At 38.6% G+C, this 24,041-nt stretch carries 28 protein-coding genes; 13 read left to right on the top strand and 15 right to left on the bottom strand.

Features of this window, described 5'->3' with window-relative positions:
* Positions 1-30: 30 nt before the first annotated feature.
* A complete protein-coding gene (murJ, locus tag GG9_RS05580; protein ID WP_005630982.1) occupies positions 31-1,605 on the bottom strand; it encodes a murein biosynthesis integral membrane protein MurJ in 1,575 nt (524 codons plus the stop codon).
* Between the two features lie 265 nt (positions 1,606-1,870).
* Here murJ and rpsT point away from each other — a divergent pair, with 265 nt between their 5' ends.
* Positions 1,871-2,134, top strand: coding sequence for a 30S ribosomal protein S20 (gene rpsT / locus GG9_RS05585; RefSeq protein WP_005548279.1), 264 nt, complete (start codon positions 1,871-1,873; stop codon positions 2,132-2,134).
* A 71-nt stretch (positions 2,135-2,205) separates the two neighbouring features.
* Here rpsT and GG9_RS05590 read toward each other — a convergent pair whose 3' ends face one another.
* Complete coding sequence (locus tag GG9_RS05590) at positions 2,206-2,772, bottom strand: DUF5358 domain-containing protein (RefSeq protein WP_005630981.1); 567 nt, start codon at positions 2,770-2,772, stop codon at positions 2,206-2,208.
* Between the two features lie 145 nt (positions 2,773-2,917).
* On the opposite strand from GG9_RS05590, the gene menB reads away from it, so the two are divergent.
* From menB to fis, 12 genes are all read left to right on the top strand, one after another.
* Positions 2,918-3,775, top strand: coding sequence for a 1,4-dihydroxy-2-naphthoyl-CoA synthase (menB, locus tag GG9_RS05595; protein ID WP_005630980.1), 858 nt, complete (start codon positions 2,918-2,920; stop codon positions 3,773-3,775).
* 68 nt (positions 3,776-3,843) lie between these two features.
* A complete protein-coding gene (menC, locus tag GG9_RS05600; protein WP_032825062.1) occupies positions 3,844-4,833 on the top strand; it encodes an o-succinylbenzoate synthase in 990 nt (329 codons plus the stop codon).
* Between the two features lie 56 nt (positions 4,834-4,889).
* Positions 4,890-5,339 (top strand): type II 3-dehydroquinate dehydratase, encoded by a 450-nt coding sequence (gene aroQ / locus GG9_RS05605; protein WP_005630978.1) that lies wholly within the window; start codon positions 4,890-4,892, stop codon positions 5,337-5,339.
* 153 nt (positions 5,340-5,492) lie between these two features.
* Positions 5,493-5,960, top strand: a complete 468-nt coding sequence (accB, locus tag GG9_RS05610; protein WP_005630976.1) for an acetyl-CoA carboxylase biotin carboxyl carrier protein — start codon at positions 5,493-5,495, stop codon at positions 5,958-5,960.
* A gap of 176 nt (positions 5,961-6,136) precedes the next feature.
* The gene (gene accC / locus GG9_RS05615; protein ID WP_005630974.1) at positions 6,137-7,483 is read left to right on the top strand and encodes an acetyl-CoA carboxylase biotin carboxylase subunit; all 1,347 of its coding nucleotides are present in this window, start codon (positions 6,137-6,139) and stop codon (positions 7,481-7,483) included.
* Positions 7,484-7,689: 206 nt separating this feature from the next.
* Positions 7,690-7,947 carry a YhdT family protein gene (locus GG9_RS05620; RefSeq protein WP_005630971.1) on the top strand — a complete coding sequence of 86 codons (258 nt, stop codon included), beginning with the start codon at positions 7,690-7,692 and terminating at the stop codon, positions 7,945-7,947.
* Positions 7,944-9,398 (top strand): sodium/pantothenate symporter, encoded by a 1,455-nt coding sequence (gene panF / locus GG9_RS05625; protein WP_005630969.1) that lies wholly within the window; start codon positions 7,944-7,946, stop codon positions 9,396-9,398. The genes GG9_RS05620 and panF overlap by 4 nt, the downstream gene beginning before the upstream one ends.
* A gap of 130 nt (positions 9,399-9,528) precedes the next feature.
* Complete coding sequence (locus tag GG9_RS05630) at positions 9,529-10,401, top strand: DMT family transporter (protein WP_005630967.1); 873 nt, start codon at positions 9,529-9,531, stop codon at positions 10,399-10,401.
* A 29-nt stretch (positions 10,402-10,430) separates the two neighbouring features.
* Positions 10,431-10,976 (top strand): protein adenylyltransferase Fic, encoded by a 546-nt coding sequence (gene fic / locus GG9_RS05635; protein WP_005630965.1) that lies wholly within the window; start codon positions 10,431-10,433, stop codon positions 10,974-10,976.
* Between the two features lie 41 nt (positions 10,977-11,017).
* Entirely contained in the window at positions 11,018-11,905 is an 888-nt protein-coding gene (gene prmA / locus GG9_RS05640; RefSeq protein WP_005630963.1) for a 50S ribosomal protein L11 methyltransferase, read from the top strand.
* A gap of 146 nt (positions 11,906-12,051) precedes the next feature.
* Positions 12,052-13,032 carry a tRNA dihydrouridine synthase DusB gene (gene dusB, locus GG9_RS05645; protein ID WP_005630961.1) on the top strand — a complete coding sequence of 327 codons (981 nt, stop codon included), beginning with the start codon at positions 12,052-12,054 and terminating at the stop codon, positions 13,030-13,032.
* Positions 13,026-13,325, top strand: a complete 300-nt coding sequence (gene fis, locus GG9_RS05650; protein WP_005630960.1) for a DNA-binding transcriptional regulator Fis — start codon at positions 13,026-13,028, stop codon at positions 13,323-13,325. The genes dusB and fis overlap by 7 nt, the downstream gene beginning before the upstream one ends.
* A 117-nt stretch (positions 13,326-13,442) precedes the next feature.
* Here fis and glmS read toward each other — a convergent pair whose 3' ends face one another.
* The 13 genes from glmS to GG9_RS05715 form a co-directional block, all read right to left on the bottom strand.
* Positions 13,443-15,275: a glutamine--fructose-6-phosphate transaminase (isomerizing) gene (gene glmS / locus GG9_RS05655; protein WP_005630958.1), complete on the bottom strand. Its 1,833-nt coding sequence runs from the start codon at positions 15,273-15,275 to the stop codon at positions 13,443-13,445.
* A gap of 55 nt (positions 15,276-15,330) precedes the next feature.
* Positions 15,331-16,104, bottom strand: coding sequence for a DeoR/GlpR family DNA-binding transcription regulator (locus GG9_RS05660; RefSeq protein WP_005630956.1), 774 nt, complete (start codon positions 16,102-16,104; stop codon positions 15,331-15,333).
* Positions 16,105-16,231: 127 nt separating this feature from the next.
* Positions 16,232-16,504, bottom strand: a complete 273-nt coding sequence (locus GG9_RS05665) for an HU family DNA-binding protein (protein ID WP_005630954.1) — start codon at positions 16,502-16,504, stop codon at positions 16,232-16,234.
* A 138-nt stretch (positions 16,505-16,642) separates the two neighbouring features.
* Positions 16,643-17,233 (bottom strand): YjaG family protein, encoded by a 591-nt coding sequence (locus GG9_RS05670; protein ID WP_005630952.1) that lies wholly within the window; start codon positions 17,231-17,233, stop codon positions 16,643-16,645.
* Positions 17,234-17,265: 32 nt separating this feature from the next.
* Positions 17,266-18,063, bottom strand: a complete 798-nt coding sequence (nudC, locus tag GG9_RS05675) for an NAD(+) diphosphatase (protein WP_005630950.1) — start codon at positions 18,061-18,063, stop codon at positions 17,266-17,268.
* A gap of 67 nt (positions 18,064-18,130) precedes the next feature.
* Entirely contained in the window at positions 18,131-18,727 is a 597-nt protein-coding gene (nfuA, locus tag GG9_RS05680; protein ID WP_005630948.1) for a Fe-S biogenesis protein NfuA, read from the bottom strand.
* A 75-nt stretch (positions 18,728-18,802) separates the two neighbouring features.
* Positions 18,803-19,489, bottom strand: coding sequence for a ComF family protein (locus tag GG9_RS05685; protein ID WP_005630945.1), 687 nt, complete (start codon positions 19,487-19,489; stop codon positions 18,803-18,805).
* Positions 19,490-19,915: 426 nt separating this feature from the next.
* On the bottom strand, positions 19,916-20,371 hold the full coding sequence (gene tnpA, locus GG9_RS05690) for an IS200/IS605 family transposase (RefSeq protein ID WP_005630943.1): 456 nt from the start codon (positions 20,369-20,371) through the stop codon (positions 19,916-19,918).
* A complete protein-coding gene (locus GG9_RS05695; protein ID WP_005630941.1) occupies positions 20,368-21,711 on the bottom strand; it encodes a type IV pilus secretin PilQ family protein in 1,344 nt (447 codons plus the stop codon). Before GG9_RS05695 ends, tnpA begins: the two co-directional genes overlap by 4 nt.
* A 9-nt stretch (positions 21,712-21,720) precedes the next feature.
* Complete coding sequence (locus GG9_RS05700; protein WP_005630939.1) at positions 21,721-22,134, bottom strand: pilus assembly protein PilP; 414 nt, start codon at positions 22,132-22,134, stop codon at positions 21,721-21,723.
* Positions 22,131-22,652 (bottom strand): competence protein ComC, encoded by a 522-nt coding sequence (comC, locus tag GG9_RS05705; RefSeq protein WP_005630937.1) that lies wholly within the window; start codon positions 22,650-22,652, stop codon positions 22,131-22,133. The genes GG9_RS05700 and comC overlap by 4 nt, the downstream gene beginning before the upstream one ends.
* Positions 22,649-23,158 carry a hypothetical protein gene (locus GG9_RS05710; protein WP_005630935.1) on the bottom strand — a complete coding sequence of 170 codons (510 nt, stop codon included), beginning with the start codon at positions 23,156-23,158 and terminating at the stop codon, positions 22,649-22,651. The genes comC and GG9_RS05710 overlap by 4 nt, the downstream gene beginning before the upstream one ends.
* Positions 23,159-23,956 carry a type IV pilus biogenesis protein PilM gene (locus GG9_RS05715; protein ID WP_005630933.1) on the bottom strand — a complete coding sequence of 266 codons (798 nt, stop codon included), beginning with the start codon at positions 23,954-23,956 and terminating at the stop codon, positions 23,159-23,161.
* Between the last annotated feature and the right edge of the window lie 85 nt (positions 23,957-24,041).

Genomic DNA, 24,041 nt, shown 5'->3' with positions numbered 1-24,041 from the left:
AAAAAATAATCGGTGCATTATAGCGGTAACTTAATGTTTTGTCAGTAAATGGTGTTTACGAACACCCAATAGTACCAATACACCTAAATAAACGACCGCAGCCAGTCCGATTAACCAAGCTAGCCAATAGACACGCATTAAAAATGTCATGGCTGCCCATTCTTCGATAGACGGGCAGTTATACCAAAGCAAGCCGCCCATGGCTAAGGCTGCCCCTAAAACTTTCAGAAAAAAGACCGCACTTTTACGTGAAAAATGATACACATCCTCTTTCGCTAAACCACGATAAAGTAAATAAGCATTTAAGGTTGCTGACATCGCAGAAGCAATCGCCAACCCCACATAACTAAATGGAATCGCCAATACGTTAAAAGCCATATTGCTCACCATGGCAATGATCCCGATTTTCACAGGGGTTTTGGTATCTTGACGCGCGTAATAACCATTAGCCAGGATCTTAATCAGCATAAAGCTAAGCAAACCGGCATTGAATGCCCATAAGGAATAAGAGGCTGCGTGCACATCTGTTAAGGTAAAACTGCCACGCATAAACAATACGAGTAACATAGGCTGGGCTAACACAGCAATCCCAATCGCAGCCGGCACACCGAGTAATAAAATCATTCGTACGCCCCAGTCCATTGTGTTGCGAAAATCAACCGCACTTTGGGAAGAATTGTCTTCTCGATTCACGTGATGGCGAGCAAGTGTCGGTAAAATCACAGTAGAAATCGCAATACCAAATAGCCCAAGTGGAAACTCTAATAAACGATCTGAATAATAAAGCCAGCTGATGGAGCCTGTCATTAAGAAACTGGCAATGACTGTATCAAGCAACAAGTTGATTTGACTTACGGAAACCCCGAACAAAGCCGGAATCATCAATCGACGGATTTTGGCTACCCCTTCATCATGCCATGCCCATTTTGGTTTTACGAGCAAGCCTGCTTTCTTCAAGAAAGGGATTTGGAATAAAAATTGTAATAAACCACCTAAGAAGATCCCGATAGCAAGGGCAAGATCAGGATTATCTAATCTTGGTGCGAGGAAAAGTGCGGTCGCAATCATGGCGATATTGAGTAAAACAGGCGAAAACGACATCACACCAAATTTACCTATCGTATTTAAAATCGCCCCAGAAAGTGCCACAAAGGTGACAAACCATAAATAAGGAAACGTAATTTTTAAGAGTAAAGACGCTTGTTCAAATTTGTGTGCATCGGGCCCATCATTTAGCCAATCGGTAAACCAGCCCATCCCGAAGATCGCCGCAACAACAGGCGATCCCACCATAGCAAGCAAGGTCACAATACTGACTAATCCGCCTAGCGTACCCGATACTTTCCCGATAAATTCTCGGGTTTTAGAAAGATCGCCCGATTTTTGATATTCAGCTAATACGGGGACAAAGGCTTGAGAAAAAGCCCCTTCCGCAAATAAACGACGTAAAAAGTTTGGGATACGGTTAGCGAATAAAAACACATCTGCCGCTGCGCCTGCACCGATCAAATGGGCAATCACCACATCGCGGACTAAACCTAACACACGGGACACTAATGTCATCCCACTCACGATAATGCCGGATTTTAAAAGTCGTTTACTCAAAATAGGGGTCTCTTCAAAAAAATTTGCCTTAATTGTATAGAATTTTTGTTTTTACGCTATATTCCGTGAAAAAAAACTGATAAAATCCGCCGCACATCGTTTGTGTGAGCCCATATTGAAAGAGCTTGTAAAAATAACGATACTTACTTTCGGTTGTGTCTCACCGAAATCAACACAAATTTTCCATTGACAAAAGTATAAAAAATCGGCATATTGACGCCCTTTATTTTGTCTATTAATCAACAGAAATTTTAGGAGTTTGACCTTGGCTAATATCAAGTCAGCAAAAAAACGCGCGGTTCAATCTGAAAAACGCCGCCAACACAACGCAAGCCAACGCTCTATGATGCGTACTTACATCAAAAAAGTATATGCTCAAGTAGCAGCAGGTGAAAAAGCAGCAGCTGAAGCAGCATTCGTTGAAATGCAAAAAGTTGTTGACCGTATGGCTTCTAAAGGCTTAATCCACGCTAACAAAGCAGCAAACCACAAATCTAAATTAGCTGCACAAATCAAAAAATTAGCGTAATTTTTAGCTAGAAAGAATGAAAAATAAAACCGCACTTTAAAGTGCGGTTTTTTATTCCATTGAATTTTAGGCTAAAGCAACAACATCGATCCCCATTTGATAATATCAAAGAAGAATTTATTTTCATTCGTCGCGATACCATCAGGATTTTTCGGTGTGCCATCTTCATTTTTCTGCACTTCCACCATGCCATTTTTATATTGACCTTTCACGACAGCCAAATCATCACGCGCTTCATTACGTAATTTTAAACACACCTGTTCAGTTAAAGGCTCAACATTGCCCACTTCGGTACGGAATTTTTTAAACTGATAGCTTGCGTAATTCATTGATTTTTCATCGGCTTGGATAATCTTCACATATTGTTCGCCAATAATTTTTTCCAACGGATAGAAAAAGACATATTGTGAGTGAATATAGCTATCTTCTTTAGAAAAATGCTGTTGCAAAATACGAGTTAAATTTGGGTAAACGCATTGTTCTGCTTGCTTACTTGCAATTGCCCATTGTTTTGAATCTTGATCAGACAGTTGGTAATCCGCCCCCGCAAATTCCGCTGGAATTACGGATTGTTGGCTACCAAACATTGAACAGCTAGATAACAATGCTGCCATACCTAAGGTTGCAATTAATTTCACATTTGATCCTTGTAAAAGTGAGAATACGCAAAATTCTAGCAATATCTTCACAACAGATAAAGCAGCAAATGAATTTAGTTTTCCTGATCCGAAAAACTTCCGCTATAATAACCGCACTTTTTTACGTTAATTAAAAGGAATTCTTATGCAAAATCCAAAAGATGATGTGTTATATGCGCCTGTTGAATGGGTCGATCATAGTGAAGGCTATAGCGACATTCGCTATCATAAATCCACTGATGGTATTGCCAAAATTACCATTAACCGCCCAGAAGTGCGTAATGCGTTCCGTCCACAAACAGTGAAAGAAATGATCACCGCATTTTCTGATGCTCGTTTCGATGAAAATATTGGTGTCATTGTATTAACTGGCGAAGGCGAAAAAGCATTCTGTTCTGGTGGCGACCAAAAAGTGCGTGGCGATTACGGCGGTTATAAAGATGACAGCGGCGTACATCACTTAAATGTATTAGATTTCCAACGCGATATTCGTTCTTGTCCAAAACCGGTTGTGGCAATGGTGGCAGGTTATGCAATTGGTGGCGGTCACGTACTTCATATGCTTTGTGATTTAACGATTGCTGCTGAAAATGCTATTTTCGGTCAAACAGGGCCAAAAGTCGGTTCATTCGATGGTGGTTGGGGCGCAAGCTATATGGCTCGTTTAGTGGGTCAGAAAAAAGCACGTGAAATTTGGTTTTTATGCCGTCAATATAATGCACAAGAAGCATTAGACATGGGCTTAGTCAATACAGTTGTGCCTTATGCTGATCTTGAAAAAGAAACCGTGCGTTGGTGTCGTGAAATGTTACGCAATAGTCCAATCGCAATTCGTTGTTTGAAAGCGGCATTAAATGCGGATTGTGATGGTCAAGCTGGTCTTCAAGAATTAGCGGGTAACGCGACAATGTTGTTCTACATGACTGAAGAAGGTCAAGAAGGTCGCAATGCGTTTAACGAAAAACGCGCCCCAGACTTCAGCAAATTCAGACGTAACCCTTAATTTATCGTTTTAAAGTGCGGTTAAAAATCTTTGTGAATTTTGACCGCACTTTTGTATTGGGAGCAAGCATGGCTGAAAAATCATTTAATCTTTACCGTTATTCCATCCCCGTTGATAGCCAACTTATTCTGCGTGATCGTTTTTTAAAACGCCGTGAAGGCTTAATCGTAAGAGTGAGTTGCAGCCGAGACGGTTGGGGAGAAATCGCCCCGCTACCTGGTTTTAGCGAAGAGACCCTAGACCAAGCTCAAGAACAAGCAATTGAATGGCTAATGACATGGTGCAATGCAAGCTGTGACGCACCTCGCGTACCATTAGATGGCACCTATCCCTCCGTTGCTTTTGGTATCAGTTGCGCAATGGATGAAATGAAAGGTTATTTACAAGCTGAAGGCAATTACCATACAGCACCACTTTGTTATGGCGATCCAGATGAACTGTACGCCAAACTTGCGAGCATGAAAGGCGAAAAAGTGGCAAAAATGAAAGTGGGTATATACGAAGCAAATCGCGATGGATTAATTGCCGATATGTTTTTAGAAGCCATTCCCGATTTACAATTACGGCTTGATGCAAATCGCCATTGGTCGTTAGAAAAAGCGTTACAATTTGCCGCTAAAGTCAAACCGCAACATAGAAAACGTATTCAATTTTTAGAAGAACCTTGTAAAACACAAGAACTCAGCCGTGAATTTGCAGCTCAAACCGATATTGCAATTGCATGGGATGAATCCGTGCGAGAGCCTAATTTTTATCTGGAAAAGGAACCGCACTTATCGGCTGTCGTAATCAAACCCACTTTAATTGGTTCAATTCAACGTTGTGTAGAACTTATTAAGCAAGCCCATTTGTTAGGGATAAAAGCGGTTATTAGTTCAAGTATCGAAAGCAGTTTAGGGCTTTCTCAACTTGCGCAAATCGCACAACAATACACCCCGAATGTGACTCCAGGCTTAGACACGTTAGATTTGATGGAATATCAAGTACTACGCGCTTGGCCTGCTTCTAATTTACCTATTGTGGATTTAGAATCTGAATTTATCACTAAAATTATCTGATTCGACCACCAAAAATCGAAAAACCAGTATAATGCCCCACACAAAAAGGATTAAAAATGTCGCAAACACACAGAATTTTGCTGTTAAATGGCCCGAACTTAAATATGTTAGGGGCTCGCGAGCCAAAACATTATGGCAGTATTTCTCTTGCATCCATTGAAGAGAAAATACAAACATTAGCCACTCAGCACAATGTAAAAGTGGAATGTTTTCAAACCAATAGTGAAGAAAAATTAATTAATAAGATCCACGAAAGTGTTCATCAAGTCGATTTTATTTTAATCAATCCTGCGGCTTATACCCATACCAGTGTAGCATTGCGCGATGCACTTTTAGCCGTTTCAATTCCTTTTGTGGAGATTCACTTATCCAACGTGCATAAACGTGAACCATTTCGTCATCATTCTTATTTTAGCGATGTGGCTGAAGGCGTTATTTGTGGTCTGGGTGCAAAAGGTTACGAGTTTGCCTTTTTATTTGCTATGGATTACCTTGCTAAAAAATAAGAAAATCGAGCATTTTTGGCGAAATTCATAGAATTTTATCGCAAATTTGCAAAATTTGAGGTAATCTCTGCAACACAAAAACAAGTTTATTCATAACCGCACTTTTTTCGTTTAAAAGTGCGGTTAAAATTTCAATCTTTTTAGGAAGAACGTATGGACATTCGTAAAATCAAAAAATTAATCGAATTAGTAGAAGAATCTGGCATTACTGAATTAGAAGTGCAAGAAGAGGAAGGCACAGTACGTATTAGCCGTGCCACACCAGTCGTTGCTCCAGCAGCCGTTCAATATGCTGCAGCACCAGTAGTAGCACCGACTTCTGCCGCTGCACCAGCTCAAGCACCAGTAGCTGCGACACCAGCACCAGCTGCATCGGATGAATTATCAGGTCATCTTGTACGTTCTCCAATGGTGGGAACGTTCTATCGCAGTCCAAGTCCTGAAGCAAAAGCATTTGTTGAAGTGGGTCAGTCTGTGAAAGTTGGCGACGCGCTTTGTATCGTTGAAGCAATGAAAATGATGAACCGCATTGAAGCGGACAAAGCTGGTGTCGTAAAAGCAATTCTTATCAACGATGGCGATGCCGTTGAATTTGACGAACCATTAATCGTTATTGAATAATTTCCAATATTTTGTCGGGCGGGCTTTAGTCCGCCTATTTCATATACAAACAATTAGAGCGAATTTATCGTAGGCGATATAAATTGAAATCTGTTCACTCCAAATTTGAATAGGGAGAACAATATTTCAATAACCTACATAAAAATTCACGTCTATCTGACTAAACGGACTCTTTTATGTTAGAAAAAGTTGTGATTGCTAACCGCGGTGAAATTGCACTACGCATTTTACGTGCTTGTAAAGAATTAGGTATTAAAACTGTGGCGGTTCACTCTACCGCTGATCGTGATTTAAAACACGTTTTACTTGCTGATGAAACCGTTTGTATCGGTCCAGCACCTTCCGCAAAAAGTTATTTAAATATTCCAGCTATCATTGCTGCCGCCGAAGTAACAGGCGCAGATGCAATTCATCCAGGATACGGTTTCTTATCTGAAAATGCTGACTTTGCTGAACAAGTTGAACGCTCAGGTTTCACTTTCATCGGCCCAACTGCGGATGTCATCCGTTTAATGGGCGATAAAGTTTCAGCTATTAAAGCGATGAAAAAAGCAGGCGTGCCTTGTGTACCGGGTTCTGATGGCCCTGTAGGTAACGACATTGCTAAAAATAAAGAAATTGCTAAACGTATTGGCTATCCAATCATCATCAAAGCATCAGGCGGTGGTGGCGGCCGAGGTATGCGTGTTGTACGTAGCGAAGACGCATTAGAAGAATCTATTGCGATGACCAAAGCAGAAGCGAAAGCTGCATTCAATAATGATATGGTCTATATGGAAAAATACTTAGAAAATCCACGTCACGTGGAAATTCAAGTGTTATCAGATACTCACGGTAATGCAGTTTATTTGGCTGAACGTGACTGCTCAATGCAGCGTCGTCATCAAAAAGTTGTGGAAGAAGCACCAGCTCCAGGTATTACAGAAGAAGTTCGCCGTGATATTGGCTCACGCTGCGCAAAAGCTTGCGTAGAAATTGGCTATCGCGGAGCGGGAACCTTTGAATTCTTATATGAAAATGGCGAATTCTACTTCATTGAAATGAATACGCGTATCCAAGTAGAACACCCTGTAACTGAAATGATTACAGGTGTAGATTTAGTGAAAGAGCAATTACGTATTGCAGCAGGTTTACCAATTTCCTTTAAGCAAGAGGACATTAAAGTTAAAGGTCACGCAATGGAATGCCGTATTAACGCAGAAGACCCAAAAACATTCTTACCATCCCCAGGTAGAGTAAATCACTTACATTCACCGGGCGGTTTGGGCGTTCGTTGGGATTCTCACGTTTATGGCGGTTATACGGTGCCTCCACATTACGACTCAATGATCGCAAAACTTATCACTTATGGCGATACACGTGAAGTTGCAATCCGTCGTATGCAAAATGCCTTATCTGAAACAATTATTGATGGTATAAAAACCAATATCCCACTTCATGAATTAATTCTTGAAGATGAAAATTTCCAAAAAGGCGGAACAAACATCCACTATTTGGAGAAAAAATTAGGTATGAATGAATAATTAAACATTAAATGGCTAACAAAGGTTAGCCATTTTTATATATTCCGATATTTATTTAATGATAATAAAAACTAAAACGGAGCAAAGCGTTTTGAATTATTCAAAAAAGTTGTAATATGAATAAGTATAAGGGGCGTAGGATATATGCGCCCCTTATACCATTTAAAAAAATATACTTTCACTTATAAAAATTTTAAGGAAGAAATATGACATTAAAACAACGTTATCAACAAGCTGGTAAAGAAGCCAGCTGGGCATTGAGCCTATCTATTTTATATGTGATAGGTTGGTGCTTATGTGCTTATTTACCTAAAGAAACTCAAGGCCCTATCGGCTTTCCCCTCTGGTTTGAACTCTCCTGTATTTACTTACCTATTTTATTCATTGTGATTGGTTATTGGATTATCAAAATTATTTTTCAGGATATTTCTCTTGAAATTAACGATCAGGAGAATCAAAAATGAATTTAGGTATTATTCTTCCTTTAATTATTTATCTCACTTTTGTTTTTGGTGCGGCAATTTTTGCCTATGTAAAACGTACAAAAGGCGATTTTTTAACAGAATATTATGTGGGAAATCGTTCGATGACAGGGTTTGTACTCGCAATGACCACAGCCTCTACTTATGCCAGTGCAAGTTCTTTTGTGGGCGGGCCAGGGGCTGCTTATAAATATGGATTAGGCTGGGTATTACTTGCGATGATTCAAGTCCCTGCTGTATGGTTAGCATTAGGTGCGTTGGGTAAAAAATTCGCACTCTTATCAAGAGAAACCAATGCTTTAACCATTAATGATCTTTTCTTTTATCGCTATAAAAACAAATATTTAGTTTGGCTATCAAGCCTTGCTCTTCTTCTCGCATTTTTTGCTGCGATGACCGTGCAATTTATTGGCGGTGCGCGTTTATTAGAAACAACCATCGGCATTTCTTATACTCAAGCATTACTCTTATTTGCTTTAACGGTAGGTATCTATACATTTATCGGGGGCTTCCGTGCTGTCGTACTGACGGATACCATTCAAGGTACCGTTATGATTTTTGGAACTATAATTCTCCTTGTTGGCACGATTTATGCCCTCGGTGGTGTAGAAAGTGCGGTCAATAAATTGACTGAAATTGATCCTGACTTAGTCACGCCTTACGGGCCAAATGGAATGTTAGATTTCCAATTTATGGCTTCTTTCTGGATACTTGTCTGTTTCGGGGTGGTTGGTCTTCCACATACCGCAGTTCGATGTATGGCATTTAAAGACAGTAAAGCCTTACATCGCGGCATGCTGATTGGAACCATTGTACTTTCTATAATTATGTTAGGTATGCATTTAGCTGGTGCGCTTGGCAGAGCGGTTATTCCAAATTTAACGGTATCAGATCAAGTAATTCCAACATTAATGATAAAAGTATTGCCGCCTATTGTTGCGGGGATTTTCTTAGCCGCACCGATGTCTGCAATTATGTCTACAATTGATGCGCAACTTATTCAATCATCTTCTATTTTTGTCAAAGATTTATACCTTTCTACGAAACCAGAAGCCGTAAAAAATGAGAAAAAAGTGAGTTATTTTTCATCAATTATTACGCTAATTTTGACCGCACTTTTAATCTTTGCTGCCCTCAATCCACCAGATATGATTATTTGGTTAAACTTATTTGCCTTTGGTGGACTAGAAGCTGCATTTTTGTGGGTAATTGTGCTTGGTATTTACTGGGATAAAGCAAATGCTTATGGTGCGTTAAGCTCAATGATTATCGGCTTGGGGAGTTATATCTTACTCACTCAACTTGGCGTCAAATTATTTAACTTCCATCAAATCGTGCCATCATTAGCATTTGGATTGATCGCTTTTTTAGTAGGTAATAAATTGGGCGAACGTCGAATCGAAAAAACTCAATTAAAAGCTACCGCACTTTAAGTATTAATTAACAAAACAGCCATTTCCCCTGCTTGTGTAGGGGAAAATTCTATAAGGGCGGAGGGTGTCCCCTCAGCTTTCGGTAGCTCCCGTAAATGCAGGGAGCTAAGATAATAAACGAGAAAAAGAAATGATTTACCAAATACTCGCCCTGCTTATTTGGAGCAGTTCATTAATCGTCGGTAAGCTCACTTATTCGATGATGGATCCTGTGCTTGTTGTGCAAGTGCGGTTAATTATTGCAATGATTTTGGTAATGCCACTTTTTTTACGTCGCTGGAAAAAAATTGATAAACCAATGCGTAAACAGCTTTGGTGGTTGGCATTCTTTAACTATACTGCGGTCTTTTTATTACAATTTATTGGTCTGAAATATACATCTGCGTCTAGTGCCGTTACGATGATTGGACTAGAACCGCTACTTGTTATATTTGTTGGGCATTTCTTTTTTAAAGACAAAGCAAAATGGTTTCACTGGCTATTCGGTGCAATGGCATTTATTGGCGTTGCAATTTTAATCAATGGTGGAAAAAATAATGAAGGCATTGATAATGTTAGTTTATTAGGTTGCTTATTAGTGCTAAGTGCAGGGATTATTTTCGCGACTGTGTTACGTTGGACGCGGCGAGTTGTTGCCAAAGTTTCAACGCAAGTTTACACAGCCATTAGTATTGTTCTTGGTGCTATAACAACATTACCTTTTACCTTATTACTGACAGAAAACTGGCAAATATCATTAAATTCCACAGGTATTGTAGGTTTATTATATCTTGCTCTTGGCTGTAGCTGGCTTGCTTATTGGTTATGGCATAAAGGACTTAATACCGTTGATGCTAATATCTCTGGTATTTTACTTGCACTTGAACCATTATTCGGAATCTTATTTGCCGTATCATTACTTGGCGAAACGCTGTCATTTTCAGCCGTACTTGGCATAACAATTATTATGTTAGCCACACTTGGCTCGACTTTACTGCCGAAACTTTTAAAAAAATCGGTATAATATGCCCCAAAATTTTTGGACTTATCATCGTGAAAAAAATTGATCAACAAAGTTTAGAAAATGCCTACCGTTTATTTGAAAGCGGCGATATTCATCACATTGAAATTGGTTCAACAAAAGGGCTACAACAAATTCATCATTACCTATTTAATGGTCTTTATGAATTTGCTGGTAAAATTCGTGAACAAAATATTTCAAAAGGTCATTTTCGTTTTGCTAATGCACTTTATTTAAAAGAAGCATTAGGAAAGATAGAGCAAATGCCAGAAGATACTTTTGAAAATATTATTAATAAATATGTAGAAATGAATATTGCGCATCCTTTTTTAGAAGGTAATGGTCGTTCAACTCGCATTTGGTTAGATTTGGTTCTAAAGAAAAATTTAGGTAAAGTTGTCAATTGGCAAAATGTGGATAAAACTCAATACTTACAAGCAATGGAGCGTAGCCCAATTAACGATTTAGAAATTCGTTTTTTATTACAAATAAATTTAACAGATGATGTAAATAACCGAGAAATTATTTTTAAAGGTATTGAGCAATCTTATTATTACGAAGGTTACGAGAAAGAATAAAGTGTGGTAAAAATACGCAAAATTTTAAAAGGAAAAAACAAATGGCTTGGATTCAAATTCGCCTGAATAGTACCAATGAAAAAGCAGAACACATTAGTGATTTTTTAGAAGAAATCGGATCCGTTTCTGTGACTTTTATGGATAGTCAAGATACCCCGATTTTTGAGCCTTTACCGGGCGAAACGCGTTTATGGGGCAATACGGATGTAATTGCGTTATTTGATGCTGAAACAGATATGGCGGAAATTGTCGCGTTATTGCAAGGTGCAGGGCATTTAGATAGCAATACGGCATACAAAATTGAACAAATAGAAGATAAAGACTGGGAACGCGAATGGATGGATAACTTCCACCCAATGCAATTTGGTAATCGTTTATGGATTTGCCCTAGCTGGCGTGATGTGCCTGATGAAAATGCCGTCAATGTTATGCTCGACCCAGGTTTAGCATTTGGGACAGGCACGCATCCTACAACCGCACTATGTTTAGAATGGCTAGATGGTCTAGATTTAAAAGATAAAACCGTCATTGATTTTGGCTGTGGTTCAGGCATTTTAGCCATTGCCGCATTAAAACTTGGTGCGAAAAGTGCGGTGGGAATTGATATCGATCCACAAGCCATTCTAGCCAGTCGCAATAATGCCGAGCAAAATGGCGTTGCAGATCGCCTACAACTGTTTTTATCTGATGAAAAACCCTCTGATTTAAAAGCTGATGTCGTGGTGGCAAATATTCTTGCTGGCCCTCTCAAAGAACTTTACCCAATCATTAGCCAACTTGTTAAACCGAATGGCGATCTTGGTTTATCGGGCATTTTAGAAACTCAAGCTCAATCGGTATGCGATGCCTATACGCAAACATTTGCGTTAGAGCCAGTCGCGGTCAGAGAAGAATGGTGCCGAATTACGGGTAAGCTAAAAACGCTTTAATTTCTTTTTGTCAATCAAAAAAAGTGTATTTTTTAAACAAATTTCACTTTGCAAAGTAAAGCAAAATGCGTATTATAGCCAGCCTTGTCGGTCGTCGACCAGTTCGACACTAATTAGATTTAGGCTTGCTAGGAAGGTAACGTAAAATGCGAATCGGTTCATACCAATTAAAAAATCGTGTTTTACTTGCACCAATGGCAGGCATTACCGACCAGCCTTTCCGTCGTCTTTGTGCATATTATGGTGCTGGGCTCACATTTTCAGAAATGATGTCCACAAATCCGCAAGTTTGGCATACCGAAAAATCCAAATTGCGTTTGGCACATAGTGAAGATTTAGGTCTCAATGCCGTGCAAATTGCAGGTAGTGATCCACTCGAGATGGCGCAAGCTGCGGCTATTAACGTGGAATATGGCGCACAAATCATTGACATTAATATGGGATGCCCCGCCAAAAAAGTAAATCGCAAACTCGCAGGCTCTGCGTTGTTACAATTTCCAGATTTGGTGGAAAAAATCTTGCGAGAAGTAGTGTCCGCCGTCGATGTGCCAGTGACCTTAAAAATTCGTACAGGCTGGGATAAATCTAATCGAAACTGCGTTCAAATCGGCAAAATTGCAGAACAATGTGGCATACAAGCATTAACGGTGCATGGTCGTACACGCGCTTGTCTTTTTGAAGGCGAAGCGGAATATGACAACATCAAAGCCGTTAAACAAGCGATTGCCATACCAGTTATAGCCAATGGTGATATTGATTCTGCTCGGAAAGCAAAATTCGTTCTCGATTATACCGGAGCGGATGCCATTATGATCGGTCGTGCTGCCTTAGGTAACCCTTGGTTATTTCAAGCTGTGGAAAACCTAATTGAGCATGATTCGATAAGCCAAATGCCAAGTTTAAATGAAAAGTGCGGTCAAATTTTGCGTCATATTCAAGAATTACATCAATTCTATGGCGAACAAAAAGGCTATCGCATTGCGCGTAAACACGTGGCTTGGTATTTACAGGGAATTCAACCTGATTCCGTTTTTAAACAGACTTTTAATGCAATTAGTGATCCGAAAGAGCAACTCATTGTATTGGAAGATTTTTTCAATTTAATTTTGGATAAAGAAAAATGTTAGAACAACAACGTAATCCTGCTGATGCTTTAACGGTATCAGTATTAAATGCGCAATCACAAGTGACCAACAAACCATTACGCGATTCAGTAAAACAAGCATTGCGTAATTATTTAGCGCAATTAGATGGTCAAGATGTGAATGATCTTTACGAATTAGTATTAGCGGAAGTTGAACACCCGATGTTAGATATGATTATGCAATATACTCGTGGTAATCAAACCCGTGCAGCAAATATGCTTGGTATCAACCGTGGTACATTACGTAAAAAACTAAAAAAATACGGTATGGGCTAAGTTATACTTTTTTTAGATAGCAAAGGGCGAACATTTTAATGTTCGCCCTTTTCATTCAATCAGATAAAGCACAAGCTATAACCTGTGCTTTAAATTTATCTTAAAATCAACCGCACTTTATTCTACGGTAACAGACTTCGCTAAGTTACGAGGTTGATCTACGTCAGTACCTTTAATTAAAGCCACATGATAAGAAAGCAACTGCATTGGGATAGTATAAAAAATCGGTGCAACGATATCATTGACTTTTGGCATCGTGATGATTTTCATTCCTTCACTTGGTGTAAAGCCCGCTTCTTTATCGGCAAATACGTATAATTGACCGCCACGAGCACGAACCTCTTCAATGTTCGATTTTACTTTTTCTAATAATTCATTATTTGGCGCCACAACAATTACTGGCATATCGGCATCAATCAACGCTAATGGACCATGTTTTAATTCTCCAGCTGCATAAGCTTCAGCGTGAATATAAGAAATCTCTTTCAATTTCAACGAAGCCTCTACGGCAATTGGATAAAACGCACCACGACCTAAGAAAAGTGCATGATGTTTTTCAGCAAAATCCTCAGCCAATGCTTCAATTTCTGTATCAAAAGCTAACGCTTTTTCAATTTCAGCAGGTAAAGATTGCATTGCTTTGATAATCTCTTGCTCTTTTTCTGCAGAAATATGACCTTTAACTTTACCAAGTGCCGTCACCAACATTAATAACGCAGCGAGCTGTGTCGTAAATGCTTTTGTTGATGCCACCCCAACTTCAACACCAGCACGCGTCATAAATGCAAGATCTGATTCGCGTACTAGCGAAGATCCGGCAACATTACAAATTGTTAATGCCGCCATATAGCCCTTTTCTTTCGCTAAACGAAGAGCCGCTAAAGTATCGGCTGTTTCACCAGATTGAGAAAGGGTAATCAATAAGCTATTTGGACGGATAACAAATTTGCGATAACGAAACTCTGATGCAATTTCAACATCACAGCTCACTCCAGCCAAAGATTCAAACCAATAACGCGCTACCATACCTGCATTATAGGATGTACCACAAGCAACAATTTGAATATGCTCAACTTTTTCTAAAATGCCTTTTGCACCATTACCAATTGAATCGACAATCACATTTTCATGATTGATACGCCCTTCCATTGTATTGATAAGTGCGGTGGGCTGTTCGTAAATTTCTTTCTGCATAAAATGACGGAATTTACCTTTCTCTGCCGCGTCATTTTCAAGATTAGATTCGTGAATTTCACGCTCAACTTTATTTCCGTAAGTATCATAAATATCAACTGTACGACGTGTAATTTCTGCAATATCCCCTTCTTCTAAAAAGATAAAACGGCGGGTAACACTTAAAAGTGCAAGTTGATCTGAAGCTAAGAAATTTTCACCAATACCTAAACCAATCACTAGCGGACTGCCAGAACGAGCCGCGACTAAATGTTCAGGATGACGGCTGTCCATTACCACCATCCCGTATGCGCCCGTGAGTTGTTTTACCGATTTCTGCACAGCCTCTAAAAGGGAATCCGTGCTACGCATTTCCCATTCAACTAAATGCGCGATCACTTCAGTATCTGTTTGCGATAAAAAGATATAACCACGAGATTTTAATAATTCGCGAAGTTCTTCGTGATTTTCAATAATACCGTTATGTACTACAGCAAAAGTACCTGACGCATGGGGGTGCGCATTAGTTTCTGATGGTTCACCATGCGTTGCCCAACGCGTATGCGCAATTCCTGTACCACCAATCAATGGTTTCTCCGATACTGCCTCATCTAAAGCTTTAACTTTACCTAAGCAGCGCACTCGTTGTAATTCGTGATGTTCATTTACCACTGCAACGCCTGCAGAATCATAACCACGATATTCCAAACGATGTAAACCATTAATTAAGATTTCCGCTACATCACGTTGCGCTACCGCGCCGACAATACCACACATAAGCTTTCCTTATTGTTAATTAAATAAAAAATACGTCTAGTTTTTTAACCGCACTTTATACGCAAATTACTTCTACGCCATGAGCTAAAATGGCTTGTTTATCTTGTTCTGACAATCCTGTATCAGTAATAAGCACATCAATTTGTTTCCAAGTTAATTCTAAATTTGGCATTTTTCGCCCAATTTTCTGAGATTCCACCATCACAACAACTTCACGAGAAACTTCCGCCATCACCTGACTTAATCCTACAAGTTCATTAAAGGTCGTAGAACCTCGCGCTAAATCAATGCCATCGGCACCAATAAAAAGTTGGTCGAAATCGTAAGAACGTAGCACCTGTTCAGCTACTTTTCCTTGAAACGATTCCGAACGAGTATCCCAAGTGCCACCAGTCATCAGCAACGTTGGCTCATTTTCTAATGCTCTCAATTCTGTTGCCACCGAAAGTGAGTTCGTCATGACCACTAAGCCTTGTTTTAAATTAAGTTGCTTAATCAGAGCCGCTGTAGTACTACCGCTATCTACGATAATACGGTTATGATCACGAATACGTTCGGCGGCGGCTTTCGCTATGACAAACTTTCGTTTCGTAAGTTCATCATTTTCGTTTTCATCAATAATTTCTTTTGGCATTAAAATTGCGCCACCATATTTACGCAATAAAAAACCATTTGTTTCTAGCGCACTTAAGTCTTTACGAATAGTCACTTCAGATATATCAAAAAGCTGTACTAGCTGTTCTACACTTACCTCACCTTGTTCTTGCAAAAGTTGCATAATAGTATGGCGACGTTGTTTAGTATTACGAGGCTGGCTACTTTTTTTCATAAAGCTATCCTTAGATGCAATAAATTTCGGTTCGAAAGTTTATTTAAAGAAGATTGTTTTGTAAAGTAAATTTTAGGTAACAAAAAACCCTGCTCATTGGCAGGGTTTAAAATCATTCAAATATTAATTATTTGATTGCATCTTTTAATGCTTTACCAGATACAAATGCTGGCACTTTAGATGCTGCGATTTGGATTTCAGCACCAGTTTGTGGGTTACGGCCAGTACGAGCAGCACGTTCATTTACTTTAAATGTACCGAAACCGATTAATTGTACAGGCTCACCTTCTTTTAGGCTTGCAGTAATTGCATCTAAAGTCGCTTCTAACGCTGCTTTAGCTTGTTTTTTGTTTAACTCTGCAGCGTTTGCAATTGCATCAATTAAATCTGTTTTGTTCATAAATTTGTACCTTCTGTTAAATAAAAATTTGATTCTTTAAAAGTATCTTTGCGAACTCGTCGCAAAAGCTGTGCAAAGGATAATCTAACTTGAGATGAATTAAAAGCATGATTTATAAAAATTGTGACAAATCTCACGTTATTGATGAAATTCTATACCAATGTTAGATATGCCCTCAGTCCGAATTTCATTTTTTAAAGCTAAAATTAATTCAATATCACGTTTTTCACATTCTTTAAGCAAACGATAAACTTGCCATTGCACATCAAGTTCTGTTTGAATATCTTCATTTTCTTTTAGCTCACTTTCTGACCAATCTCGTCCAGTTTCTGTTTCCAATAACGCTCTTATTGTTCCCAACGAAATTAAGCTTATTTCTACCGCTTTTTCTAAAGTTTCGCCCGCAATAATGGCGTGTAAAATTTCAGCTAAAGCCTGACAAGCATCTAATGCAGGCACAACACCAAAACTATCATAATCATTCACATCGGGAATAATGCTTTCTAATTTTTCCAGCTGATTTTCAAAGTTGATTTTAACCTCTTTAATTGTTAAATATTCCCACACCAAATTGAGAATATTTTGATACGTTTTGGCTTCAACGCTAAGCTCGTTCATTTGACAGAACAATTTAAAATTTGGTGTCATACGTTCACATAAAGCAGCCATAAAAGTCAGATGTTGCCAACTTTCTAAGTTTTCTAAGCGTTTATGAATCGGATTTCGCATCTTATTTCCTTAATTCGTAAGAGTTGGAATATTTATGAATCGCATTTATGTTCCGCTTTACAAAGTTCAAGCGTCGCATGAATTAATTTGCGAGCGATAGTACCCGTTGGCGGTAATTCTGGCAAGGGTTGATCATAAGAAAACCATTGTGCATCGTGAATTTCACTTTCCTGCAATGTTATTTCTCCGCTTTCATAATCAGCAAGAAAACCCACCATTTGAGAGTTTGGAAATGCCCAAGGCTGGCTACCGAAATAACGAAGATTTTTTATTGAAATCCCTGTTTCTTCAAAAACCTCTCTCTGCACCGCTTGTTCAAATGTTTCCCCTACTTCGACAAAACCTGCAAGCGTCGTGTATATTCCTCCGTTAGGACTATAATGTCGCTTATGATTTGCCAATAGAATTTCGTGACCACGACGAACCGCAACAATAATTGATGGGCAAATCACAGGATAAGTTCGATACCCACAGTGAGTACATTGCACGGCAAGTTCATCTTGAGTTTGTTGTGTTTTATGACCGCACTTTCCACAGAATTTATGGGTTTTCAGAAAATGATTAATTTCCACACCTCGACTTAATATATAAAATTCATCCTCTGGCAGTGAAAGTAATTTACGCAAACTCACATATTCTCGTTCGTCATTTATTTGCTCTGCAACAAGCCATAAGGGATTATTTTTCCATTCTCCAATTTGCATTGCTTTCAATCCTTCCAAATCAACATCTTTAGCGATACCAAAAGGCAATTCATTATTCACTAAATACAGATTAGAACCTTGTGTAAGCAACCAATAACCAAAATCATCTTGTTGAAGTATTTTCATTTTTTCTCCATAAAAATAACCGCACTTTCAAAAGTGCGGTCATTATAAATCTTCTTTTTATAACTCACTAATAATAAGAATGTTCTCCACGTTGATGCTCGGTTATATCTTTTGCACCTTTTAATTCATTTGGGAATAGGCTAACAAGTTGTTTTTCTACGCCATCTTTTAATGTAACGTCCACCATTGAGCAACCATTACAGCCACCACCGAATTGTAAAATTGCGTAACCATCTTCAGTAATTTCAATTAAAGTTATGCGTCCACCGTGATTTGCAAGCTGTGGATTAATTTGAGTTTGAATCACATATTCAACACGTTCAATTAATGGCGCATCATCAGCCACCTTACGCATTTTAGCATTTGGTGCTTTTAAGGTAAGTTGTGCACCAAGCTCTTCGGTAACATAATCAATTTCTGCTTCTTCTAAGAAAGGTAAGCTAACCTCATCAATAAATGCAGAAAAAGTATTATATTTCATTTCAACATCGCTTTCTTCCACGGCATTCGGTGGGCAATAAGATACGCCACATTCCGCGTTAGGTGTGCCTGGATTAACCACGAAGATACGAATATTTGTTCCTTCTTCTTGCGTGTCTAAAAGTTTTCGAAAATGCGCTTGTGCGGCATCAGAAATAGCGATTTGCTGGGTTGCTTGTTCCATAATTATGTCCTAAATACTTGAGAGAAAGTATAGGGAATAATACGCTCATCGTGCTTTTTTTTCCAGTGCTTTATATTAAGCCCGCACCAGCCCCCACACTTGGATCTCCTCCACTCCTAATTTTCGCAACAATTTTGAGATTTCATTGAGTGTAGAACCTGTAGTAATTACATCATCCACCAGCGCGACACGACGATAAGGAAACTCATTTTTCGAAACAGCAAGAGAAAAGGCATTTTTTAAATTCTGACGACGATCTTTTGCACTCAGACCACGTTGAGTATGGGTATGTCTCACACGTTTTACGATATTGTTCAAATTAGGAATATCCAGCCAACGACTTAATTGCCGAGATAATAAATCAGCCTGATTATAACCCCGTCGCCACTGACGAAAATGATATAAAGGCACGGGAATGATTGCTTCTGGCAATTTAAGTTGATGTGTTCGCTTAGCATCACGCACCGCAAGATATAAAAGCCGAGCTAAAGTGCGGTCAATCCAAAATTGATTTTGAAATTTAAAACGGTGAATCAATATCGAAAGTGGCTCAATATAATGCCCTATAATGACCATCTTATCCCAACTAGGTTCTTGTTTAAGGCAATTACCACAATGCAGCGCATAATATTGCAATTCCGAACCACAATGACCGCAATAAGGAAAAGATTTAATTTGTTTTTGGCAACGTGAACATAGCCCATTTCTTGCAATATGAAGATTGCCACGACAGTGGATACAGCGAAAATTGAAGAAGTTCATTTGATCCTTATTAGTGATTACTGCAACTTAGGGTAGATGTAGTAACCTAGGGTAGGTATACCCTAGGCTAATTGTAATGCTACCCCGTTGGGGTAGATATAAGCGTTCCCTCAAAGGGGAACTACGATTACCATCGCTTACAAACCTAGGGTAAATATAAGCATTCTCAAAAGGGGAGCTATGATTACTATCACTAAACGTGAGTATACCTACCCACGACTTACAAACCTAGGGTAGATGTAAGCGTTCCCCAAAGGGGAACTACGATTACTATCACTAACCGTGGGTATACTTACCCACGGATTACAAACCTAGGGTAGGTGTAAGCGTTCCCCAAAGGGGAACCACGATTACCCTCACTAACCGTGGGTATACTTACCCACGGATTACAAACCTAGGGGGAAAAATAAGCATTCCCAAAAACAACTAAACATTTCTCTCAAACCATTCTACGTTAAAATCCATTTCTTCAAGTTGAAATAGACTCTTCATTTCATCATTGAAATGGGTTTCTTTGTGATGCTGTTTTTGATTCTTAATGTAATTAATAAGTTGATGTTTATCCCTGTCGCTATAAGTTAATGCGCAATATCCTACTGACCAAGCCGTAAATTCTGGAAATAATGATTTATTTTCATCTAAAAAACGGTGTGTCGATTTTTTTAATTTACGAACAAATTCAGCCACTGAAATCGTTTGGTGTAATTCAACAAATAAATGTAGATGATCTGGCATACCATTAATTCGATGAAGTATAGATTGGTGCGCTTTAACAAATCCCCAAATGTAATCATAGAGAATTTTCTCATTTTCTTCATTAATGGCATAAACACTGTCTTTTGTCCTAAAAACAATGTGATAAAACAAACGGCAGTAACTCATTGTAACTTTTTACCCGCACTTTTTTGTTTCAAGGCATCTAACGTTTCTCCAGCTTTTAAAATATGTGGCGTCACGAAAATCACTAGCTCACGTTTTTGATGTCGTTCACTTTCTTTACTAAACAATCGTTTAATGCCTGGTATATCGCCAAGTACTGGCACTTTATCTTCGCTTTTTGTGATCGTATCGTGGAACACGCCGCCAAGCACAATGGTTTCCCCATCTTTGGCAAAAACCTGAGTATTAATTTCTTGCTTATCAATAGAAACCACCTCGTTTTGTCCATAAGCGACACGAGAACCTGGTGAGTTTTGGCTCACTAATAAATCAAGCAAGATATTGTTATCTTTAGAAATATGTGGCGTCACTTCCAAACCAAGCACTGCCTCACGAAATTCCACAGATTGCGTATCATTACGGGTATTGCTCACGACATAAGGAATTTCTGTCCCCTGTTTAATGCTCGCACTTTTCTTATTGGTAGTGAGTAAGCGAGGACTAGCGATAATTTCTACATTATTTTCACGTTCCAAAGCGCTCAATTCTAAATCAAGCAATCGCCCATTAATTCTCGCGACTTGTAATGCTATCGAGCCAGCAGGTGTCGTCGTTGTCGCAAAATTTACATTAAGATTATCCGCAATATTTTCAAAGCTATTGCCTGTAAGGCTGCCCGCAACTCGTCTTGCATTTTCAGTTGGATTAAAAATCCCCCACCGAACGCCAAGTTCTTTCAAACTCTCATCCGTAATTGTCACAATTCGCGCTTCAATAGCGATCTGTTCAATAGGCTTATCCATTTCAGCAATCAGTTTTTTGATATTTTGCACAGAACGAGGTTCATCCTGAATAACCAGCAAATTACTGCGATCATCAAAGGTAATGCTCCCCGCAGGAGAAAGCAAAGATCCACTTCCTGTTGTTAAGGATTTCATTAATTCAGAGGCTTTAGCAAAATGAAGTTTTACCGTGTGACTCACTAAGTGCGGTTCATTTGTCGTAAGATTTCCTGCAACTTGACCTTTGCCAGATTGACTGCCGTTTAAATAATAAACCCCATCATCTTTATTCAAAGTAAGATGCTTACTTTTTGCGATTATTTTTAGCAAACGTGGCATATCAATATTGTTTAATTTCAAAGAAATATTGCCTTCTAACGCCTCATCCATCACTAAATTGACATCATATTGAAAAGCTAATTGCTCCAGTGTTTGAGCTAAAGGCGCTTGCGATAAACGAATAAAAAAACGTTCGTTATCAGTTTTTGGGTTAGCAAAAACGATTAATGGCAAACAAAAAACAACTAAAAAACAACCGCACTTTAAAAGATATTTCTTCATAATCTTCCTTTAAAAACTTAATTCTTTCTGTTCAGTGCTATCACATTGCTCACCGAGCTTACGCATAAATTGAACTTTATTTTGATTGATTTTTGTTACAACATATCCTTCTTTAGCTACATCAACGCCCTCTAAAACGCTGTAAATTTGCAAATCCTGATCCAGCAATAACGCAAACGCTTTATCTTTAGAAATCACTACGCCCACCAATTTTAAAGCGTTCAAAGGAATTTCAGCCGCTTGGCGATTTTCATCAGCTCCACATAGATTATTAGGTACATCTGAGGAAATTATTTCTGTCTGCTCCATTACTGTTTGTGCGTTATCAAACTGAGAACGGTTACGCTGTGTTTTATCGAAAGGATCTTGTCCCCAACTGCAATTCATAAAAAATAATGTAATCAGGTAAAACCAATACTTCATTTTGCCTCCTTATCTAGCTGAAAAATGATCTCGGTTTGCAATGAGCTGTCTTCAGGTTTCATAAATTGCAACCGGCTTACAGAAAGCTGTGACGTATTAGCTAAAAGTGCGGTTAAAAATATCCTCGTTTTTTCAAAATGCCCCGTAAGCTGTAAATGCAAAATGGGCTGTTGCCCCATTTCCCAACGTAAATGCTGAGATAAACCGTTACGCGCAGCTAAACGTTGAATTTGTTTATTCAAAGGCATAATTTGTGCAGCCAGTTCAGGAGAAAGTTTTCGATTTTCCGATTGCTGCTGTAAAGAAGTTAAAATTTTCTGTTGATGCAATAATTCTGAACGCTTCACCGCTAACTCATCTTCAGTTTCATGGAGACGGGAGTTACCCTCTATATAATCTAAAACGGGGCGAAAAATCACCGCACTTAATAACAATAAAAAGGTTAAACCGTGCACATAAAAAGGCTGACTTAGCCATTTTCCAAAAGGAGTAAAAGGATCGTTCAAAAAGGCTTTCACTTATCTTCTCCAACTTCTTCCACATCAAAGCGAAAAAACAATGTATGTTGCTCAGGCTGAACTTGACTTAATTTCACATTGGGGAAATGTTGCTTTAAAAATTGATGTACCGACTCAAATTCCATTTGATCTTGCGCTCGACCCTCAAAACTTAAGTTATGGCCATCTTGTTTAAATCGGTTTAATTCGCCTTTCTGAAGAGGTAATTCACTTAATCGTTGCAAACTATTTTGAACTTGCCCGTTCGTGAGAGATTGCAAAACTTCACCAACTTGCACCGCACTGCGTAACTGTTCAATTTGTATGGTAGTTTTATGAAGCTGTTGATTAAATTTTTCAAAAGACTTTTGCTGTGCCTGCAAATTTTGTTGCTGTTGTTCAATCAAATTGCTAAAAGCCAACATTAAATTAATAGCAAGCAAGATAAATAAAGCGATATAAAAAGCTAAACTACGTAAACGCTTTTGATGTTGATAAGTACGCCAAGGCAATAAATTCATCGACATTTAACTACTCACTTTTTGTTGATATAAATCTTTTTGCCACAGCGCATTGCCAAGTGCGATAAAAGGTAAATCCGTTTCTACTCGCTGCCAGTTTTCTGGTAATGGCGTATGACTTGAAGGAATTTGATAAACCAAAATTCGTTCAATTTGCCCTTCAAAACGTTCGGTAAATTGTTCATAAAGTGCGGTCAAATTTTCGTGAGATTGTAAAATTTGCGATTGCTGTGCTTTTTCACAAATCGCCAAACAATAGTCATCTTCTTGAAATAAAAACAAGGTATTTTCTGACCGCACTTGTTCATTCAACAGATATTGAAATGCACGCAAAACAGCATTTGATGCAACATCCAATACATTAATTTTAAATGGCTGAAAATCTTGCAAATAAGTTTGAGCAGTACTTTTACGAATTGCAGTAACGTCTAATCGAAAACCTTGCTTTAACGGAGTAGAACGATAATCAAACCACAATTCTTCTAAAGAAATAGGCAGCTCTTTTTCAATCACAAATTTACATTGTTGATGACATTCTTGCGCATTTAACACTTGTGGCAACATTAATACTTTCGACCAAGTTAAGTGAGCGGGAATACTTGCCACAAACTGCAAAGGAAAGGTTTTCCCTTGATATTGTGTTTTTAGCTGTTGTAAAAAACGATTTTTAAAATCACGATCATTAACAAAGATTTGATAACTTTGTGGCTGTTCAAGATCATTAAACCACACAAAATCAAAATACCCCTGCTTACGATGAATGCCGATTTGTAAAGTGCGGTAATTTTTCAGGGAGAATTGCATATTCTTTCCTATTCTTTAAAGGCTGAATCTTTTATACTTAACAGCCAAATCATAGGTCTCTTGACAAGAATATTCATTAACGAAG

It is taken from the genome of Haemophilus haemolyticus M19501 (assembly GCF_000222025.1).
GTDB classification, from domain to species: Bacteria; Pseudomonadota; Gammaproteobacteria; order Enterobacterales; family Pasteurellaceae; genus Haemophilus; species Haemophilus haemolyticus_G.
Note: the sequence above shows the minus strand (reverse complement) of the source record. Positions and strands in the feature narration are given on the sequence as shown.

Bases quoted from the DNA above. Each gene is read 5' to 3' on its own strand.
- menB (WP_005630980.1), top strand. From the start codon at position 2,918: ATGCAAAATCCAAAAGATGATGTGTTATATGCGCCTGTTGAATGGGTC.
- menC (WP_032825062.1), top strand. From the start codon at position 3,844: ATGGCTGAAAAATCATTTAATCTTTACCGTTATTCCATCCCCGTTGAT.
- aroQ (WP_005630978.1), top strand. From the start codon at position 4,890: ATGTCGCAAACACACAGAATTTTGCTGTTAAATGGCCCGAACTTAAAT.
- accB (WP_005630976.1), top strand. From the start codon at position 5,493: ATGGACATTCGTAAAATCAAAAAATTAATCGAATTAGTAGAAGAATCT.
- accC (WP_005630974.1), top strand. From the start codon at position 6,137: ATGTTAGAAAAAGTTGTGATTGCTAACCGCGGTGAAATTGCACTACGC.
- GG9_RS05620 (WP_005630971.1), top strand. From the start codon at position 7,690: ATGACATTAAAACAACGTTATCAACAAGCTGGTAAAGAAGCCAGCTGG.
- panF (WP_005630969.1), top strand. From the start codon at position 7,944: ATGAATTTAGGTATTATTCTTCCTTTAATTATTTATCTCACTTTTGTT.
- GG9_RS05630 (WP_005630967.1), top strand. From the start codon at position 9,529: ATGATTTACCAAATACTCGCCCTGCTTATTTGGAGCAGTTCATTAATC.
- prmA (WP_005630963.1), top strand. From the start codon at position 11,018: ATGGCTTGGATTCAAATTCGCCTGAATAGTACCAATGAAAAAGCAGAA.
- dusB (WP_005630961.1), top strand. From the start codon at position 12,052: ATGCGAATCGGTTCATACCAATTAAAAAATCGTGTTTTACTTGCACCA.
- fis (WP_005630960.1), top strand. From the start codon at position 13,026: ATGTTAGAACAACAACGTAATCCTGCTGATGCTTTAACGGTATCAGTA.
- glmS (WP_005630958.1), bottom strand. From the start codon at position 15,275: ATGTGTGGTATTGTCGGCGCGGTAGCGCAACGTGATGTAGCGGAAATC.
- GG9_RS05660 (WP_005630956.1), bottom strand. From the start codon at position 16,104: ATGAAAAAAAGTAGCCAGCCTCGTAATACTAAACAACGTCGCCATACT.
- GG9_RS05665 (WP_005630954.1), bottom strand. From the start codon at position 16,504: ATGAACAAAACAGATTTAATTGATGCAATTGCAAACGCTGCAGAGTTA.
- GG9_RS05670 (WP_005630952.1), bottom strand. From the start codon at position 17,233: ATGCGAAATCCGATTCATAAACGCTTAGAAAACTTAGAAAGTTGGCAA.
- nudC (WP_005630950.1), bottom strand. From the start codon at position 18,063: ATGAAAATACTTCAACAAGATGATTTTGGTTATTGGTTGCTTACACAA.
- nfuA (WP_005630948.1), bottom strand. From the start codon at position 18,727: ATGGAACAAGCAACCCAGCAAATCGCTATTTCTGATGCCGCACAAGCG.
- GG9_RS05685 (WP_005630945.1), bottom strand. From the start codon at position 19,489: ATGAACTTCTTCAATTTTCGCTGTATCCACTGTCGTGGCAATCTTCAT.
- tnpA (WP_005630943.1), bottom strand. From the start codon at position 20,371: ATGAGTTACTGCCGTTTGTTTTATCACATTGTTTTTAGGACAAAAGAC.
- GG9_RS05695 (WP_005630941.1), bottom strand. From the start codon at position 21,711: ATGAAGAAATATCTTTTAAAGTGCGGTTGTTTTTTAGTTGTTTTTTGT.
- GG9_RS05700 (WP_005630939.1), bottom strand. From the start codon at position 22,134: ATGAAGTATTGGTTTTACCTGATTACATTATTTTTTATGAATTGCAGT.
- GG9_RS05710 (WP_005630935.1), bottom strand. From the start codon at position 23,158: ATGTCGATGAATTTATTGCCTTGGCGTACTTATCAACATCAAAAGCGT.
- GG9_RS05715 (WP_005630933.1), bottom strand. From the start codon at position 23,956: ATGCAATTCTCCCTGAAAAATTACCGCACTTTACAAATCGGCATTCAT.